General features: G+C 56.0%; 13 protein-coding genes. 4 read left to right on the top strand and 9 right to left on the bottom strand.

The genetic code is table 11. The features are described 5' to 3' along the window. Positions 1 to 141: 141 nt before the first annotated feature. Positions 142 to 2,670, bottom strand: a complete 2,529-nt coding sequence (gene gyrA / locus RRF56_RS10415) for a DNA gyrase subunit A (RefSeq protein WP_317037575.1) — start codon at positions 2,668 to 2,670, stop codon at positions 142 to 144. Positions 2,671 to 3,035: 365 nt separating this feature from the next. Between gyrA and RRF56_RS10410 the strand changes: the two genes are divergently transcribed. Beyond that, the gene (locus RRF56_RS10410; protein ID WP_317037574.1) at positions 3,036 to 3,437 is read left to right on the top strand and encodes a response regulator; all 402 of its coding nucleotides are present in this window, start codon (positions 3,036 to 3,038) and stop codon (positions 3,435 to 3,437) included. An 82-nt stretch (positions 3,438 to 3,519) separates the two neighbouring features. On the opposite strand, the gene RRF56_RS10405 is transcribed toward RRF56_RS10410, so the two are convergent. The 4 genes from RRF56_RS10405 to RRF56_RS10390 all read right to left on the bottom strand — a co-directional run bounded on the left by RRF56_RS10405 (position 3,520) and on the right by RRF56_RS10390 (position 9,739). Continuing rightward, positions 3,520 to 6,486, bottom strand: coding sequence for an EAL domain-containing protein (locus tag RRF56_RS10405; protein WP_317037573.1), 2,967 nt, complete (start codon positions 6,484 to 6,486; stop codon positions 3,520 to 3,522). Between the two features lie 127 nt (positions 6,487 to 6,613). Beyond that, complete coding sequence (xseB, locus tag RRF56_RS10400; RefSeq protein WP_317037572.1) at positions 6,614 to 6,841, bottom strand: exodeoxyribonuclease VII small subunit; 228 nt, start codon at positions 6,839 to 6,841, stop codon at positions 6,614 to 6,616. An 80-nt stretch (positions 6,842 to 6,921) separates the two neighbouring features. Next, positions 6,922 to 8,163 (bottom strand): exodeoxyribonuclease VII large subunit, encoded by a 1,242-nt coding sequence (xseA, locus tag RRF56_RS10395; protein ID WP_317037571.1) that lies wholly within the window; start codon positions 8,161 to 8,163, stop codon positions 6,922 to 6,924. A gap of 127 nt (positions 8,164 to 8,290) precedes the next feature. Continuing rightward, positions 8,291 to 9,739: an LCP family protein gene (locus RRF56_RS10390; protein ID WP_317037570.1), complete on the bottom strand. Its 1,449-nt coding sequence runs from the start codon at positions 9,737 to 9,739 to the stop codon at positions 8,291 to 8,293. 358 nt (positions 9,740 to 10,097) lie between these two features. Between RRF56_RS10390 and RRF56_RS10385 the strand changes: the two genes are divergently transcribed. From RRF56_RS10385 to RRF56_RS10375, 3 genes are all read left to right on the top strand, one after another. Beyond that, positions 10,098 to 11,159 (top strand): mannose-1-phosphate guanylyltransferase, encoded by a 1,062-nt coding sequence (locus RRF56_RS10385; RefSeq protein WP_317037569.1) that lies wholly within the window; start codon positions 10,098 to 10,100, stop codon positions 11,157 to 11,159. A gap of 219 nt (positions 11,160 to 11,378) precedes the next feature. Beyond that, positions 11,379 to 12,230 (top strand): hypothetical protein, encoded by an 852-nt coding sequence (locus RRF56_RS10380; protein ID WP_317037568.1) that lies wholly within the window; start codon positions 11,379 to 11,381, stop codon positions 12,228 to 12,230. A 127-nt stretch (positions 12,231 to 12,357) separates the two neighbouring features. After that, a complete protein-coding gene (locus RRF56_RS10375) occupies positions 12,358 to 12,507 on the top strand; it encodes a hypothetical protein (RefSeq protein WP_317037567.1) in 150 nt (49 codons plus the stop codon). Positions 12,508 to 12,988: 481 nt separating this feature from the next. Here the strand turns inward: RRF56_RS10375 and RRF56_RS10370 are convergent, their stop codons facing one another. The 4 genes from RRF56_RS10370 to psaB all read right to left on the bottom strand — a co-directional run bounded on the left by RRF56_RS10370 (position 12,989) and on the right by psaB (position 17,525). After that, positions 12,989 to 13,792, bottom strand: coding sequence for an endonuclease domain-containing protein (locus tag RRF56_RS10370; protein ID WP_317037566.1), 804 nt, complete (start codon positions 13,790 to 13,792; stop codon positions 12,989 to 12,991). An 821-nt stretch (positions 13,793 to 14,613) separates the two neighbouring features. Beyond that, a complete protein-coding gene (locus RRF56_RS10365) occupies positions 14,614 to 14,976 on the bottom strand; it encodes a DUF2442 domain-containing protein (RefSeq protein ID WP_317037565.1) in 363 nt (120 codons plus the stop codon). After that, complete coding sequence (locus RRF56_RS10360; RefSeq protein ID WP_317037564.1) at positions 14,969 to 15,211, bottom strand: DUF4160 domain-containing protein; 243 nt, start codon at positions 15,209 to 15,211, stop codon at positions 14,969 to 14,971. Before RRF56_RS10360 ends, RRF56_RS10365 begins: the two co-directional genes overlap by 8 nt. Positions 15,212 to 15,323: 112 nt before the next feature. Then, complete coding sequence (psaB, locus tag RRF56_RS10355) at positions 15,324 to 17,525, bottom strand: photosystem I core protein PsaB (RefSeq protein WP_317037563.1); 2,202 nt, start codon at positions 17,523 to 17,525, stop codon at positions 15,324 to 15,326. Positions 17,526 to 17,533 lie beyond the last annotated feature (8 nt).

Here is a 17,533-nt window from a genome sequence, read left to right as displayed (position 1 = left end):
TTTGAGATTAAGCAGGTAAAGCGATTGGGCTTTGACAGCGGGAGATGGAGAAAGGTCGCAGAGGGTGCATGGCCAGCGCTAATGCACCCCAGGGCGAGGCGGCAACTTTGAAAATCGCCAATCTAAAATCCAAAATTTATCTTACTCTGCTTCGGCTAGGGTGCTCTGATCGGGCGGAATGATGCGACGCACCTGGGTAATGGTTTCGCCTTTGTTGGGTTTGACGATGCGATCGCTCTCCCCAGTCCTGCCCTGGCGTGGCACCGAATCGACGGCAATAACGGCAGTGCGCTCAGCACTCGTAAATACAGTCACCGACTCTTTGGGCGCCGCTGGCAGCAACGCCATCAAGCTGTCAGTCTTGAGGCTGAACTGAAAAGATTGAGTGCCAATATCGCCGCGTTTCGCCACCCGCAAACTGTCTACGGGCAAGCGCTTGGCGTAGCCCTGGGTCGAGAGCAGCAGCAGGCAATCTTTGCTCGACTGCACCGCTACGCACCCCGCTAAAGTCTCTTGTTTGCCCATGCGAATGCCCTGGGGGCCTTGGGCGGCACGGCCCAGCACCGGTAGGTTGTCGTCGTCGATGGGGAAGCGCAGCAGCCGCCCGCCCGTGGTGCCCAGCACCAGATCATCGCCCGGTTCCGCTAGGGTGACGTAGGCCAGCTCATCGCCGTCTTTGACTTTCATGGCAGTCAGGCCTCGCCCAGTGAGGTTGGTGAACTCCTGCAGCGGGGCGCGCTTAATCTTGCCCCGCTTTGTCAAGCAAATCAGGTCGTGCTCGAGCAAATCGTCGCGAATGACAAACTGGGCCACGATCGCATCGGCATCGGGCGGCACCGACCCTGGCAGCAAGTTGACCAAGGGTGAACCCTTGCCCTGACGAGGATTATTAGGAATCGCCTCCACTATCACCGTGAAGGCGCGGCCATCGCGGGTGAGGGTGAGCACCTCCTGGGTGGTCACTGTCGGTTCAACCTGCACCACCGGATCATCGTCAATGGCGTGGAGTTTGGGGTCGGTATCGGCCTCTAGCCGGGCCTGCCGCCGCTGGTAAGCCTTTTGCGAATAGCGCCGCACGTAGCCCTTTTGGGTAAATTCCACCACGGTAGCTTCTTCGACCGTTTCGGCAATGATCTCTTCGACCTGCTGCGACTCTTCGGCCCGCTCGGCATCGGTTTGAATGCGGGTACGGCGAGGATCGCTGAACTTCTTTTTGAGGGCTTTCAGCTCCTTTTTCATCGCCTTGAGCAGCTCTTTGCGATCGCTCAGCAGCCGATTGAGGTCATCCCGTCGCTGGCGCAGTTCTTTGGCCTCGGTAGCCAGGCCCTGGTGCTCCATACCGGTAAGCTTACGCAGGGGCATGGCCAAAATTGCGTCAGATTGGCGCTCGCTGAGGTCAAAGCGCTGCTGAAAGGCCTGCTTGGCGGTGGTGCCGTCGGGGGCGTTGCGCAAAATGTCAATGATCGCATCGAGGTTGTTGAGCGCCGCCAGCAGCCCCTCGGTGATGTGCAGCTTGGCCTCGGTTTTTTCGAGCTGGTGCTGGTAGTGGCGGGTGAGGGTGGTTTCACGGAAGTCGAGAAACGCCTGCATGACCTCGCGTAGGGGCAGTTGGCGGGGCTGGCCGTTGTCGAGGGCCAGCATGATCACGCCGAAGTTGGTCTGCAAGGGTGTGGTGCGGTAGAGGTCTTGCAGCACCCGCTGAGCGGGGGCATCGCGCTTGAGTTCGATCACCACCCGCATGCCGTCGCGATCGCTCTCATCGCGAATATCGGCAATCCCTTCCAGCCGTCCGGCATTGACTAGCTGAGCAATTTTCTCAATCCATCCGGCCTTGTTCACCTGGTAGGGCAACTCGGTGACGATAATGGCATTGCGCCGCTGGCGACCGCGACCGGGGTGCACCTCCTCAAACTGGCAGATGCCGCGAATCGGAATGCTGCCCCGCCCGGTGCGGTAGGCGTCGAGAATGCCCTCGGTGCCAATAATCTCGCCCCCGGTAGGAAAGTCGGGGCCAGGAATCAGACGAAACAGCTCGTCGTCGGTGATCGTGGGGCGATCGATCAGAGCCACCAGACCGTCGATCACTTCGCCCATGTTGTGGGGCGGAATGTTGGTGGCCATACCCACGGCAATGCCTGAAGACCCGTTGAGCAGCAGGTTGGGCAGCTGGGTGGGCAGCACCACCGGCTCCTGCTGAGAGCTGTCGAAGTTGTCGCTAAAGTCGACTAGGGCCTCGCTGATATCGGTCAGCATGGCCTCGTTGCTAATCGGCGACAGGCGAGTTTCGGTGTAGCGCATGGCCGCCGGAGGGTCGTTATCGACCGAGCCAAAGTTGCCGTGGCCGTCGAGCAGCGGGTAGCGGCTCGAAAAGGTTTGCACCATGCGCACCAGGGCGTCGTACACCGCCTGGTCGCCGTGGGGGTGGTACTTACCCAGCACGTCGCCGACCACGCGGGCGCATTTGCGGTAGGGGCGATCGGGAGTTAGCCCCAGCTCATGCATGGCGTAGAGAATGCGGCGGTGCACCGGCTTGAGGCCGTCGCGCACGTCGGGCAGCGCCCGACCCACAATGACGCTCATGGCGTATTCCAGGTATGACCGCTGCACCTCGGTGTGAAGCGAGGTGGGCACAATCTGCCCAGAAGCAAGAATATCGAGTTGGTCGGCCATGGGCAGGGAACCTGGATGATTGAGGTAAGGGGGACAGAGGTGACGGTATGGGGCAGTCGTTCGCAGCGCTTAGCTCAGTCTTGGCTAAAAACAACGTTGTAGAGCAGCGCTGGTTTAGCCTAGCCTGGTCAATCAGCGTTAACAATGCTGTAACTTATAGTCAAGGCTGTGGCAATAGCAAGCCTTGGGGCTGACGACGCTGGCCTAGGTTCCTAGGTCGAGCCAAGCCTGGGCTGGGTTTGGAAGCCCGTGAGCTTCTCCAGAGTGCCCGAATTACGGGCAAGGCCCCAGTCGGCAGGCGCATCAACCACTTAATTTACGTTCTAAATAACACATTCCTCCGATGACAGGGGTTAGCACACGCGATGAAGACCGTCTTACTCGTCGAAGACGACCTGGTAAATGCTCGGGTGTTTTCCAAAATTTTGACTAAGCGCGGCGGCCTGGCCGTTAAGCATACTGAAGATGTGGAAGAGGTGATCGCCATTGCCCGCAGCGGCGACGTTGACGTGGTTTTGATGGATGTATCTCTGGCTCACAGTATGTACCAGGGCAAACCCATGGATGGCATCAAAATTACCCAGCTGCTGAAGTCTGACCCCGCCACGGCGGGTTTGCCCGTCATTCTGGTGACGGCCCACGCCATGGAGGGCGATCGCGAGAATTTCTTGAGCCAGAGTGGTGCCGATGGCTATATCTCTAAACCAGTGATCGACCATCAAGGGTTTGTAGATCAAATCAAGTCCGCCATCGGCATTAGCGAATAAGTACACTTGTACTTTATTTGTCGATTTTTGACAAGGCTAGAGCCGCTCGACTGAGGACTGTCCTCTTGTCAGTTTTTGGGGGCTACTCCGTTGGCCAGTTGAGGGCTTGTTCGCTCAAATAAACCTCAGCGGCGGCGGCAGTGATGGGTTCTGAAAACAGATAGCCCTGGGCAAACTGGCAGCCCAGTTGTTGAATGAGCCGTAGCTGTTGGGAGGTTTCGATCCCCTCGGCGATCGCCGATAGTCCCAGCTGCTGGCTGAGGCCCAAAATCATTTGCACCATGGCATAGTCGCGGTGGTCGCTGCCCAGGTGCCTCACAAAGCCGCGATCGATTTTGAGATGGGTGAGGGGAAACCGGTGCAGGTATTGTAGGGAAGAATGGCCCACGCCAAAGTCGTCAACGCTAATGCGGATGCCCCGATCTGCCAACTGCGTGAGCAGATAGATCGCCTTATCCATATCTTGAATCAAAATATTTTCGGTGATTTCGAGGTTGAGACAATGCCCCGGCAGCCCGGTCTCCGCCAAAACCGCCTCAATGTCAGCTAGCAGTGAGGTGGTGGCAAAATTTTGGGCCGAGAGATTGACGCCCATGCACAGGTTGTCTAGGGCCGGGAACTGCCGCTGCCAGAGGCTCATCTGCCGACAGGTCTGGCGCAGCATCCACTGATCGAGCGCCACAATTAGCCCCGTGGCCTCGGCACAGGGTAAAAACCCGTCGGGGGTTAGCCACCCTCGGGTTGGGTGGAGCCATCGCACTAGGGCCTCAAACCCCATGAGTCGCCCCTGGACTAAGTCGACCATGGGCTGGTAATACACCGCCAGTTCATTCTGCTCGATCGCCCGGTAGAGCTCTACTTCTAGGGTGTGCTGGGCGAGCACCTGGGTGTGCATGGCTGGGTCAAAGAACTGGTAGGTGCCGCGCTGCCGGTGTTTGGCCCGATACATGGCAATATCGGCATCGCGAATAATCTCCGCCGCGTCGGTATAGCGTTCGCTGCCGGTGGCAATGCCAATGCTCACCCCGGTCAACACCTCGTTGCCCTCAATCATCAGCGGGGTTTGGCAATCGGCTAAGACCCGCTCGGCCACGGTCACAGCCTTGTCTGGGCCATCGATTTCCTCTAGCAGCAGCACAAATTCGTCGCCCCCAAGTCGGGCGGCCACGTCGGTCGTGCGAATGTGAAGGTGCAGCTTTTGAGCGATCGCAATCAGCAGCTGGTCACCAATGGCGTGGCCCAGGCTATCGTTGATCACCTTAAAGCGATCGAGGTCGAGAAACAGCACCGCGTACTGATAGTTGGGGTTGCGCTGGGCTCGGTGAATAGCGGCATTGAGGCGATCGCTGAGCAGCGTGCGATTGGGTAACCCCGTCAGCGGGTCGTGCAGGGAATTGTGCACAATCTGGGCCTGGGCCTGCTTGCGATCGGTAATATCGCGAATCATAAATAGCACTTCATCGTCGCCGCTCTTGACAACCCGCACTTCTTCGTAGCGCCAGCCGTCGGGGGTTTCGATCTCTTGTTCGTAGAGCTGAATTTTTCCAGCGGTCAGGGCTAGCTCCATTATGCTCAGCTTGCGCGTAGCCATATCTGCCGGGGCAAACTCTACCAGCCGCCGCCCCACCGGGTCACGGCCCTCAAAAAACAGTTCTAGATCGGGTCGGGGATTGATCACCTCCCGGTAGCGACCGTCAGCCCCCAGGCGAAACATCAGGTCGGGCATGACCGCCAAAACGGCCCGGCTCTTAGCTTCGCTGTATCGCAGGGCCAGTTCGGCCCGTTTGCGATCGCGAATATCGACCACAATTGCCAGGTCAGACACCACCCGCCCCGCCTCGTCACGGATGAGCGACAGGGTCAGCTCTGTCCAGATCCACTCGCCTGCTTTATGGCGGTAGCGCCGCTCTAAGGTAAAACAGGTCAACTCTCCCTGCAACTGGCGAGTTTGGAAGGGGTAAAACTGGGCCAGATCGTCGGGGTGGGTAATATCTTGATAGCGCAGGGCCAAAAGTTCTGCCTGGGTATAGCCCAAGAGGTCACAGAAATATTGGTTAGTTTGAATGAATCGCCCCGTGGCATCGGCCTGGTTAATGCCTACAGCCGCCTGCTCAAACACTGCCCGAAAGCGGGCTTCGCTGGCTTGCAGCGCCATTTCGGCCCGTTTGCGAGCGCTAATATCTACGGCGACGGTGGTGACCATCCAGCAGCGCTGGGCCTGATCCCAACGGGCGGTGTAGCTTTCCCTAATCCACCGCAGGGCTCCGTCGCCGTGGCGAAACCGAAATTCGAGGTCAAGGTGAGTTTCCCCGTCAAAGACGGCCTGCACGGCAGGCATAATGACGGTTTCTAAGTCATCGGGCAGCACCCGCGATCGCCACAGATTGGCCTGGGCCTTAAAGTGTTGGGGCGCATAGCCGTAAACGAGCGTGCTGCCCTGAGAGTAGTAGTCGTACTCGTAATTGCCGTCAGGATACAGCCTAAAACTACAGATGCAGGCTTTAGTGTTGTTGAGAATATCAGTCAGGTAATGCTGGGACGCCTGCAAAGCCGTTTTCCACGCAAAGGGCGTAGGGACTGCGATCGCTCCGCTGCCTGCAGCGGCAGTAGGGTCTTCCTCAGCTAAAGCGCTCTCGAGTAGGGCAAACACACTATCTTGGGTGACCAGACCCACTAGGCCGCCCTCGTGGTTGACCACAGGCAAATGGCGAATGCCGTACCGCCGCAGTAGAGCGAGCGCCTCGGCCACCGTTGCATTGGGCGACTGGGTCATGGTCACCGCAGGCTGACTCATCACCTCGGCGATCGCGATTGTCTCTAGGGGCTGATGGTTGACTGCCAGCCGTACCACATCACTGGCGGTCAAAATGCCGACCACCTGCCCCGACTCCACCACGATCACGCAGTTAGCGCTAGATTCCCAGGCGGGCCGAGCATCGCCAGAGCGCGATGAGCGAGCGACCGGCTGCATGGCAGCGATCGCCGCCAGCACCATGGTCTGGGGGGCAACTGTGATAGGAGTAGGGCTTATAGCCGCTTCTAGGTTCAAGAGAAACCCAAGGTTCTGAAGCTAACGTTTTCTAACCTATACAGTATTCCCCAACTGATTCAATCAGATTTCTGGACTACTCCATATGGCGTAACCTAGCCAACATGGTGTAGTCCCAACCAGCTGCTTAGGAGTCAGACAAAGTCTCAATCAGCACATCCACCTGCTGCTGCTTGTCGCGTAGATAGACGTCGCACTGCTGAAGCGCCTCTACCGCCTGCTCAAACTGGCTCAAGACCGTCGCTAAGGGCAAGCTGCCCGATTCGAGGCCAGCGATGATGTCCTCGACGGTGGCGACGGTGGCTTCGTAGCTCCAGTTGTCGGGCGGGGTAGCAGGGGCAGACTTTTTAGGCATGGTGACTAATGGAGAAGTGAGTGAGTCGAGGCCGAGGCCGGCACTGTAGCCCGGCCCGACAGAGCAATCGGTGAGAAGTTTTAGGCGGTAGGGGGATGGGCCTCGATCACCTGGACCGTGAGGTGGCCCTGGGCGAGCTGCACCTGGAGGGTTTGACCAGGGACAACCGTCTTGGCGTTGGTGACGAGCTGCTCAGCGTCGTCACGGACTAGGGCGTAGCCTCGCTTGACGACGGTATCGGGGTCAAGGGTCATGAGGTGACTCCGCAGGGCGGCGGTGCGATCGCTCGCCTGCCGCAGCTCTACCTGCACCCCCTGCACCAGTCGTCGCTGGAGCTGTTTGAGATGAACCTGCTGCTGAGCCACTCGCTGATCAAGGCGCAGGAGCAGGAGGCGCTGCCCCAGTTGCTGGACATCGCTTTGGGCGTCCAGCAAGTGTTCAGCCACTAGGGCTTTGACGGTATCCACACGTTGCTGGTGGGCTTCGACTAAATCGGTCAGGGCGGGCACCGCCGCGATCGCGGCGGCCGTCGGCGTATGGGCACACAGATCTGCCGCCAGGTCGGCTAGAGACTCATCGCGCTGGTGGCCAATGCCGGTGACCACCGGCATCGGGCAGTTGGCCACGGCCCGCACTACCCGCTCGTCGTCAAAGCATTCCAGGTCTTCGCTGGCCCCGCCGCCGCGGGCCAAAATCAACACCTCAGCTCGACCATCGGCAGCGACCCGGTCTATGGCCGCCACGATTGAGGCGGGGGCGGTGTCGCCCTGTACCGTCGCGGGCGAAAACAAAATGTGCAGGCCAGGGTGGTGATGACCCAGCGATCGCTGAATGTCGCCCCAGGCTGCGGCCTGGGGCGACGACACTACCGCGATCGTCTGGGGCAGCGCGGGCAAGGGGCGCTTAAACTCAGCATCGAACAGGCCCTCGGCGGCGAGGCGCTGCTTGAGCTGGCGGTAGCGCAAGGCCCTGAGCCCATCGCCGCCGGGCAGCACCTGCCACACCGTGAGCTGATAGCTACTGCGCTGGGGGTAAACCTTGACCGTACCCAGAGCAATCACCTGCTCGCCCATTGCAGGCAGCACAGTTAGTCGCGCCTGCTGACTGCGCCAGGCCACACAGCTCATGGCTGCGCCAGTATCGGGGTCAGTGAGGGTAAAAAACAACCCCTTGGGGTGATGGTTGACGCTCGAAACGTCGCCGACCACCCACACCTGGCGCAGGGTGGGGTCGTCTTCAAGCACGGCTTTGATGTAGTCGACTAGGCCACCTACGCTGAGGGCAACTGGCAGGGTGGCAGCGTTAACGTCAAAATTTGTCATTACACAGCGTTGCTGGGCCAACCCCTAGTGTGGGCCAAGTGGGCGGCGAATATCAACCACCCCCATTGCGGCAGTTGTCCGGCAAACCCTCTCTGAGGAAACGAGAGCCTGGGCAGGCAGGTGCTTGCTACCGAACCGAGGCCTCGGAACCTTGGGTAACGCGATCGCCCCAGTCTTGGCCCACCCGAATAGTAATGTCAGAACCGAGGTCGCCGGTTGACTCAGAGATCGCACGCCCTACCCCTAGCAGCGACTCCACCACCCGGGCACTCTCCACATCGCCCCGCTGGGCGACGACTTCAGTTCGGGCGATCGTACCAGGCCAGTCGCTAATGACATAGACATTCTCAAACCCGTTTTCGCGCAGATAACGGGCCACCGCCGCCCCCTGGTTGGGGTAGTTAGAGGCGTTTTGCACCGCAATGGTCAAGTCGGCCACGTAGCGGCCCTGGGAATTATCGGCGTACACCCCTACCCCATCGGCCTGAAAGAAATTTTGCATCACCGCTGCCGAGGCATCCCAGTTGGGCAGCCAGTAGCTGGCAATAAACTCCTCTGGAGTGCTAAAACGGCCCGGCAACATTACCATTTGCAGCTGGTCAGATTCGATTTCGAGGCCAAAGTTGGCGATCGCCAGCATTTCTTCTAGGGTCAAGTTGGTGTCAACGTAGCGCTGCAACACCCGAATGGCCTGGGGCAACTTGGGAATCACCGTGGGGTTAGTCAACCGTTCTCGCAGGGCTTTAAGCAGCATTTGCTGGCGCTGCACCCGGCCAATATCGCCACTTTCTTGACGAAAACGGGCAAATTGCTCGGCCTGGTCACCGTTGAGGGTTTGCCAGCCGGGGTGCAGGTCGATGTAGAGCCCCTGGGTGCGATCGACATACTCCATGCGCTTGGGTACATTGACCTCAATGCCCCCTACCAGATCGACCATTTCTCGAAAGGCGGTGGTGTTGATGCGCACGTAGCGATCGACCTGGATATTGCCGAGGTTGTAGCCGATGGTCTGAGACACCAATTCTGGCCCCCCCAGCACGTTGGCCTGGTTGATCTTATCGATGCCAGACCCCGGTATCTGTACCCGAGTATCGCGAGGAATCGACATGACGTTAAGCGTGCCAGCATCGGCATCGACCCGCACCAGTAGCAGCGTATCGGTGCGTCCCCCAAAAACTTCGTCGGAGTTGGGCATCGCCTCAGGCACCTCATCAATACCCATAACTAAGATATTGACCGGGCGCGTTACCTGGTAGCGAAACCCGGCTTGCCACAGGTCGCCGAGGCTAGCCGCCGGGTTAACCTTGCCTCCCCACAGGTTGGGCAAGGGCACGGTCAACGCCACCGTCGCTCCGAGGACAGCCGAGGTTACGGCGGTGCCAACAAACAGGCCACCCCACAGCAGAGTGTTAACGACTCGGCGCATCCCCTGGGGGCGCTCAGTGGCAGTTGGCAGGGGAAGGGGAGAGGATGGCGGGGAAAACTCGCTGTCTGGCGGAGTTTGGGGTTGGTCGGGCGTTCCAGGCTCAGATGGGTCGCTTGCTTGGGTTGCTGCGTTCTGCACGGGGGTTGTCATGGATACCTGCTTATTTGCTGCCACGCCCTACCACCATATCCCCTGTCGCGACTTCGCTGTGTAGCCCCAGTACGGATCTGAGCCGCAGCTCAGCTAAGACCACGACCTGATTAGACACCGTTGGGCGACCAGGCTGAAAAGATCTGGCTAAGCTCAGCTAAAACTTCGCAGCAGGTTGATGTGTTAATCAATATTAAGCGAATTCTACTCTGATATCTCCCTCCTAAGGCTAGGATTAAGCCACTTATATCCGTGGTTCTCGTCAACGCTAGGAAACGCGCCCTCGCAGGCTTAGGCCTACCCACCTAGGGGCACAGGATCCACGACCCAATCACTAAACTCTAAAGAAAGTTCTACTATGGCTGCACTAATCCCCATTATTTTGGCCGGAGGCAAGGGCGAACGGTTTTGGCCGGTGAGTCGCCTAGCCCGGCCCAAACAGTTCTTATGTCTCGATGGCGGCGATCGCAGCCTGCTGCAAGCAACCGCCGACCGTCTGCTCGGCCTCGCCGAAGGCTGGGACAATATCTGGGTGATCACTGCGGCCCATTTGGCCGATCGGGTGCGCGAACAGCTACCTGAGCTGCCCGAAGCCAACCTGCTGATCGAGCCTGTGGGTCGCGATACCGCCCCAGCCGTGGCCTGGGGCACGCTTGAGGTGGCCCAACGCTATGGTGACGATGCCCTGGTGGGGTTCTTTCCTGCCGACCATTGGATTGCCGACGAAGCCGCCTTTTGCCACACCCTACAGGCCGCCGCAGAGCTGGCGGTAGCAGAAGGGGCGCTCGCGACGCTGGGCATTGCTCCCACCTATCCCTCTACTGGCTACGGCTATATTGAGCAGGGCGAGCAGACCGGCACCTACGGCCACCTCAGCGCCTACACCGTCAGCCGGTTCACCGAAAAACCCGATGCCCCCACCGCCCAAACCTTCATCGACAGCGGCCGCTTCAGCTGGAATAGCGGCATGTTCATCTTCCCCGCTGGAGTGATGATCCACGAACTCAAGACCCACGCCCCCCAGTTAATGCAGGCGCTGATTGCCCAAGGCGTAGACGCCTACCCTGGGCTGGAAAAACTCAGCATCGACTATGCCGTCATGGAGCACACCGATCGCGCCTACGTCATGCCCGTCACCTTTGGCTGGGATGACCTCGGCGACTGGAACGCCGTCGAGCGTTTGCTAAAGCAGCCCGGTGACAAAAACGTTGATCTGGCTACCCACGTTGCCCTCGATACCGAAGGCAGCATTGTCTACTCCGCCGACCCCAACGAAGTGGTTGTCACCATCGGCTTGGAGGATGTGGTGATTGTGCGCGACGGCAATGCCACCCTGGTTGTGCGCAAAGACCGTACCCAAGACATCAAAGCGGCGGTTAAACAGATCGGGGCCGAAGACCGCTTTCAGCACCTGCTGTAAATTCAGCTCAGCAGATCGCCCCATGCCCATGCCCTAAGCCACTGGGGTGGTCTAGCACTCTGCCACACAAATAGGACAACTCATGGATTGGGGATCAAGAATCAGTCCCGGCACTTACACAGGCGTTCCGGGTTTGGCAGCGGTTGATATAATTTCGGGATCAGCCGTTTATCTCTGCGCTATGTTGCGGTTTTCCGTGGCGTGCGGCAGCCTTGAGTCATGCCTCCAACCATAGACGACATCGATTACCAAGCCCGTCAGGGTAGCGTCGCCGCGATCATTCAAATTTTGAACGAACATTTCGCGGAAGACAGCATTCGTACCCGTGCCATCCAAGACAGCGGCATTCTCCAACTGCTGGTCGAAGCCCCTACCGCCGAGGCGCTCCCCAAGGAGACGGTGGTAGACCAGGTGCGCCAAGTGCTTGAGTCCATTAGCCCCCGAGGCATTAGCCGGGTCAATATCAATAGCCGCATTGTGCAAGAGCAGCAGTTGCTGTGGCTCGATGAAATTAAGCGAGACCCCGAACACAGCCTGTTGTGGTCAGAACCTATTACGCTCAAACGCCCCAATATTGTCGCCCGACTCTGGCGCGACTTGAAAGCGCCCCGCCAGCGCAACCCCTTTCTAGACGACGTTTATAAAAAAAAGCCTACTTCTAGCAGCAGTGCCTTTTGGCGCGGCTTAATTGGCGGCGCTAGCCTGGCGCTGCTGCTGCTCCTGGTGGGCTGGGCCACCAAAGACTGGCTAGGCATCGATCTGGGGCTGCGATCGCAGGACACCCCCGACACCACAACCGACCCCGCTCCGTCGCCTCCAGCGGGTCAAGATCCCTTTGTGCTGGCTGTACGCATTGCCCAACAGTCGGTAGAAGATGGCAGAGACGCTACCACTGCGTCCCAATGGCTTGACCTGGCTGTGCGCTGGCAGCGTGCCTCAGATCTGATGGCCGAAGTGCCCCCGGAAGACGAGCGCTATGCGATCGCCCAAGACCGGGTGCAAGCCTATGCTACTAACCGAGCTATGGCCTTAGAAGAGGCAGAAAGAATCCAAGGACAGGCCGATAACTAAATCTAATGGAGGAAATTACCCCAAACTATGCAAGTCTTTGGCTAGTCAATGCATAGGGCGCATACTGCTGTGGTCAAGCCGCTTGAGAGTTTGTTATATCAGAGGCATAACAACCTCACCTATAGCCATGGCCACTCTAAAATCAGCACAAACTGCCTACCCAGTATCGCGATCGGCCAGCGACGCCCTAGAGAATCGGGAAGATTTCAGTGTCTGGGCCGAGGCTGTTAAGCAGCAAATGCTAGAAGCCCTGCAAAAGCGTCAGCGATCGAACTAGGATCCACTTCCTCTATGCAATGTTCTACCTCTACTGTTTACCTCTGTAGAGTTCATTCAGGGTAGGGGCGTAGTGGTAGCCCAAGAGCAGCTTAGGTAACTTTGCTGTCGTTGGGGTTAGACCCGTAAATATACAGTCTTTGGGTGACTTAGCACCTGCTAAGCAAGGCCGTTTTGGAAACTTTTCAAAGTGTATTTTTGTTGAAAACAAGCCCAGCAACACACAATAACAGGTTTGAGTTTGAGTAGGGCTGCCCTGCTCTAGTTCGCCTTCGGCCCCTTCGTAGGGTTAGCGGGCACCGAGGATGGAAAAGTCGGAGTTAAGCCAAGCCTGGTCTACTGGGGTGGGTGCGGTAATGGGGAAAGACGCGGGTAGGAGAGTGGATTTTTGCTATTACAGGAGAAATCCGACAAAGTCAAGCATTTACTTAAGGAAAGGGCTGACAGATAGCAAATCTGTCAGGGAGCCAAAAGTTGTTCTTTCAACTAACTAATTGACCATCAGTTATCCAACCTTGTGCTCGAATAGATGCTCCCCATATCTCACAAAAACGTGCAATATCTTTTTGCTCAGAAAGATCATAAGTCGTCAAGATATCTGCATCTGAATCGTAACTAGAACATTCTCTCCGAGAACCAAACAATTGCTGTATTGAGACTGGTATCCAATTACCATAGCCAGGATCATCACCTTCGAGATAAAAACTTACCTGCGGATCATTAATAACATCACAATTCTGCGTGAAAAAATGCGAAACTGACGCAATTTTCCCACTTTTAATTATTAACAAAGGATCAAAATATTCTCCAAGCTCGAATCTAAAACAGCATTCATCCTGATAAAAATCACAATTATTTCTATCAAGAAGATTCATAACAGACTCTTGAATCCTGAAACAATAGTAATGGTCTGGATGAATTTCAGCAATTCCATTGGCAAACTGGGGTTGTTGCTTCAATAAATCAAGAGTTTCTCTTACACAAGATCCAACATTTCTATAAACTTCTGTGCCTGTAAAACGAATTACATAATACCCATACAAATTTAGCTTTCTTTGTCGCAAGCAATCTCTTGTTCTTTGCTCCTTAGTTTTATGGTAATCATGACCATCGATCTCGATAACAAACTTCTTCTCCTTGACAAGGAAGTCAACTCTGTATTCGCCAATATACTGTTCATATTCAAGGCTTGGGATTTGCTCTATAGCTTCTTTATAGAACATTGCTTGCATAGGTGATATTACTTCAAGCTCTGTAAGAGCTGTTTCAATGTCGGGTATTCTCATTCTTCGAATGCTGAAATTTAGAGAAAATTTAAGTTTGACAAGTGGAGTAAGCATTGTTGCTTGGCGAGGCAGAGAGCATTTTCTTGAATTCCTAATGTTCGAAAATTGCAGTTGTTAGTTCTCTTTCGCCTTTCTGTACTTCTCTTTCGCTCACTTTAGTAAGTGTCACGTTGAGATACAATACAAAAATTCTAATCGGCCAGCAGCAAAAAATTGCTCTATATTACTTGTTCTTCTTAGTTACTTCGCTTTATTAATTACCTTTCATGAGGCTTGCCGACCATAAGTCACTTTTTTAACCTATTTGTCCAGTCTTTAGTCTCAACCATCCACTCGGTAGACCTAATACGGAAAAGTCATTATCTAGAATTTCCTAATGGAAGCCTGCTCCTAGGAAAGTCATCTTTATCTCAACTACTGCTAAAACTCTCAACCTTAGGGAATCTGTACCGCAGTACGGGAATATGATCACCATATTGCAGTACAGATTCAGTCAGTCTCCAATCACAAACCCTTTTCCAGGAACGTTTGCCTTCTTTCAGTTCTTCCTCAGCTCATTCGTAGGGTTCATAGACACCCAAGTTTGAGAGGTCAGAGTTGAGCCAAGCTAGATCTTCTGCATTAGGTCTATCTTTGGTCAAGGCTACATCTTCAGAACTAGCTTTTTGCCTCCATAACAGAAACTCCACAAAATCGATACCGGCCTGATCAGTGAGTCTGGCAAGTGGTCAATACGTTGAATTAGGCGAATCTTTTCAGCATTCATAGAGGGTTCTAGCTCTTAATTTAATTAAGTCCCACTCATCCTTTGGTATTAGCAATCAAGCTAGCTGGCTCTGCAAGCGATTTTGCAACGTCGCCATCCATGTTTTGGTACCAAAGCACCCACTGAGGAGTCCCAATACTGAAAAATCGGCACCAAGGGTTTCCCAGTGCAGTCCTGTTCCAGAAGGGGTAATTTCTACTGCCGCTAAGTCTTCTTTTGATGCCCCGCCCAATCCTTGGGCAATATCAGGCACAAAGCTAAACACCGCTCCACTGTTGAGGCGAATCACGATCAGGTGATTTATAGCATCGTAATAGACTGCTACCGCTCTAGGTTCTGTAGCCCTAGCTTGGTTAGCTGCTGCTACGGCCCGCTGGTACTGTTCTAGGAATTGAGCGTCCTCAATTAAATCAGCCATGCATCTCTACCCAACGCTTCAAAAGCTCGGTCTGATGTTCAAGCACGATCGCTAGTGCCTGCTTAGCCTCTTTACTGCTCATATTGTAAGCGACTATCACTATAGGCTGGGTTAGCGGATCTCCCAGACTGATTTTGACCTCTCCATCGCCCTTAAATGCATGGACATGGGCAGGAATGTGATCATCAAAGTACATCCGAAAGTCAAAGCCATCTTTTCTCAATACCGTTGGCATACAGCCTTGCACCCTGACAGACTCCACGATGATAGTGCTACTGCCTCTAAATACAAAACTCCCCGGAGCAGAGCGCCGAGGAGTTTTGAAGGGTTTACCTAACTAGACCAACTTAGCCAAATCGGCTTGACGTTGAAGCTATCAGGAAGGCCGCGTAGGTGAGGATGTAACCCACCGTGAAGTGAGCTAGGCCCACAACTCGACCCTGAATGATCGACATGGCAACGGGCTTGTCCTTCCAACGAACCAGGTTCGCTAGGGGAGTGCGCTCGTGCGCCCAGACAAGAGTTTCGATCAGCTCTTGCCAGTAACCGCGCCAAGAGATCAAGAACATGAAGCCGGTGGCCCAAACCAGGTGTCCAAAGAGGAACATCCAGGCCCAGACAGCAAGGTTGTTCATGCCGTAGGGGTTGTAGCCGTTGATCAGCTGAGAGCTGTTGAGCCACAGGTAATCGCGCAGCCAGCCCATCAGGTAGTTCGACGACTCATTGAACTGAGCGACGTTACCAGACCAGATGCTCAGGTGCTTCCAGTGCCAGTAGAAGGTCACCCAACCAATGGTGTTGAGCATCCAGAACATGGCCAGGTAGAACGAATCCCAAGCAGAGATGTCGCAGGTGCCGCCACGGCCGGGGCCGTCGCAGGGGAAGCTGTAGCCGAAGTCTTTTTTGTCGGGCATCAGCTTCGAACCGCGCGCATCCAGAGCACCCTTGACCAAGATCAAGGTGGTGGTGTGCAGACCCAGGGCGATCGCATGGTGAACCAGGAAGTCGCCAGGGCCAATGGTTAGAAACAGCGAGTTGGCGTTGCTGTTGATGGCATCAAACCAGCCGGGCAGGTAAACGGCATTGGCGGTCTGAGTCACGCTGTCGGGGTTCGACAGCAGAGTGTCGAAGCCGTAGAGCAGCTTACCGGAGCAGGCTTGCACCCACTGGGCAAACACAGGCTCAACCAGAATCTGCTTCTCGGGGGTGCCAAAGGCAACCACCACGTCGTTGTGCACGTACAGACCCAGGGTGTGGAAACCCAGGAACAGCGACACCCAGCTCAGGTGCGAGATGATCGCCTCTTTGTGCTGTAGAACGCGATCGAGGACGTTGTTCTTATTAGCAACGGGGTCGTAGTCGCGGATCAGGAAGATCGCGCCGTGGGCAAAGGCCCCCACCATAATGAATCCAGCGATGTACTGGTGGTGGGTATACAGAGCCGCCTGGGTGGTGTAGTCCTTAGCCATGAAGGCGTAGGGGGGCAGCGCGTACATGTGCTGCGCCACTAGGGAGGTAATCACACCCAGCGAAGCCAAGGCCAGAGCCAGCTGGAAGTGGAGGGAGTTGTTCAAGGTGTCGTAGAGACCCTTGTGACCTTCACCCAGACCGCCACCGGGTGGCTTGTGAGCATTCAAGATTTCTTTGATGCTGTGGCCAATACCGAAGTTGGTGCGGTACATGTGGCCAGCGATGATGAAGATCACCGCGATCGCCAGGTGGTGGTGGGCCATATCCGTCAGCCAGAGAGACTCTGTCTGAGGATGGAAGCCACCCAGGAAGGTCAGAATCGCAGAACCAGACCCGGTTGCCGTACCAAAGATATGGCTAGAGGTATCGGGGTTCTGGGCATAGACTCCCCAGTTACCGGTAAAGAAGGGCATTAAGCCTTCGGGGTGGGGCTTCATCGAGAGGAAGTTGTCCCAACCCACGTGGACACCGCGAGATTCGGGGATAGCCACGTGCACTAGGTGACCGGTCCAAGCCAGAGAGCTGACGCCAAACAGACCAGCCAGGTGGTGGTTGAGGCGAGACTCGGCGTTTTTGAACCAGGACAAGCTAGGGCGAAACTTGGGCTGAAGGTGCAGCCAGCCTGCGAACAGGAAGACCGCCGACAGAATCAGCAGAAAGACAGCGCCACTGTACAGGTCACTGTTGGTGCGCATGCCGATGGTGTACCACCAGTGGTACACGCCTGAGAAGGCAATGTTCACCGGAGTCGAAGACCCGGCCTGGGAGAAAGCATCTACCGCAGGCTGGCCAAAGTGAGGATCCCAGATCGCGTGGGCGATCGGTTTGATGTTGAGCGGATCTTTGATCCACTGTTCGAAGTTGCCTTGCCAGGCGACGTGGAACAGGTTGCCCGAAGTCCACAGAAAGATGATTGCCAGGTGGCCAAAGTGGGAGGCGAAAATCTTTTGGTAAAGATTCTCCTCCGTCATGCCGTCGTGGCTTTCAAAGTCGTGGGCGGTGGCAATCCCGTACCAGATCCGCCGTGTGGTCGGATCTTGGGCCAAGTCCTGGCTAAATTTAGGGAATTTAGTTGCCATGAATCAAA

Source organism: Nodosilinea sp. E11 (assembly GCF_032813545.1).
Lineage (GTDB): Bacteria > Cyanobacteriota > Cyanobacteriia > Phormidesmidales > Phormidesmidaceae > Nodosilinea.
The sequence above is the reverse complement of the archived record's forward strand: the minus strand, read 5'-3'. Positions and strand labels throughout refer to the sequence as shown.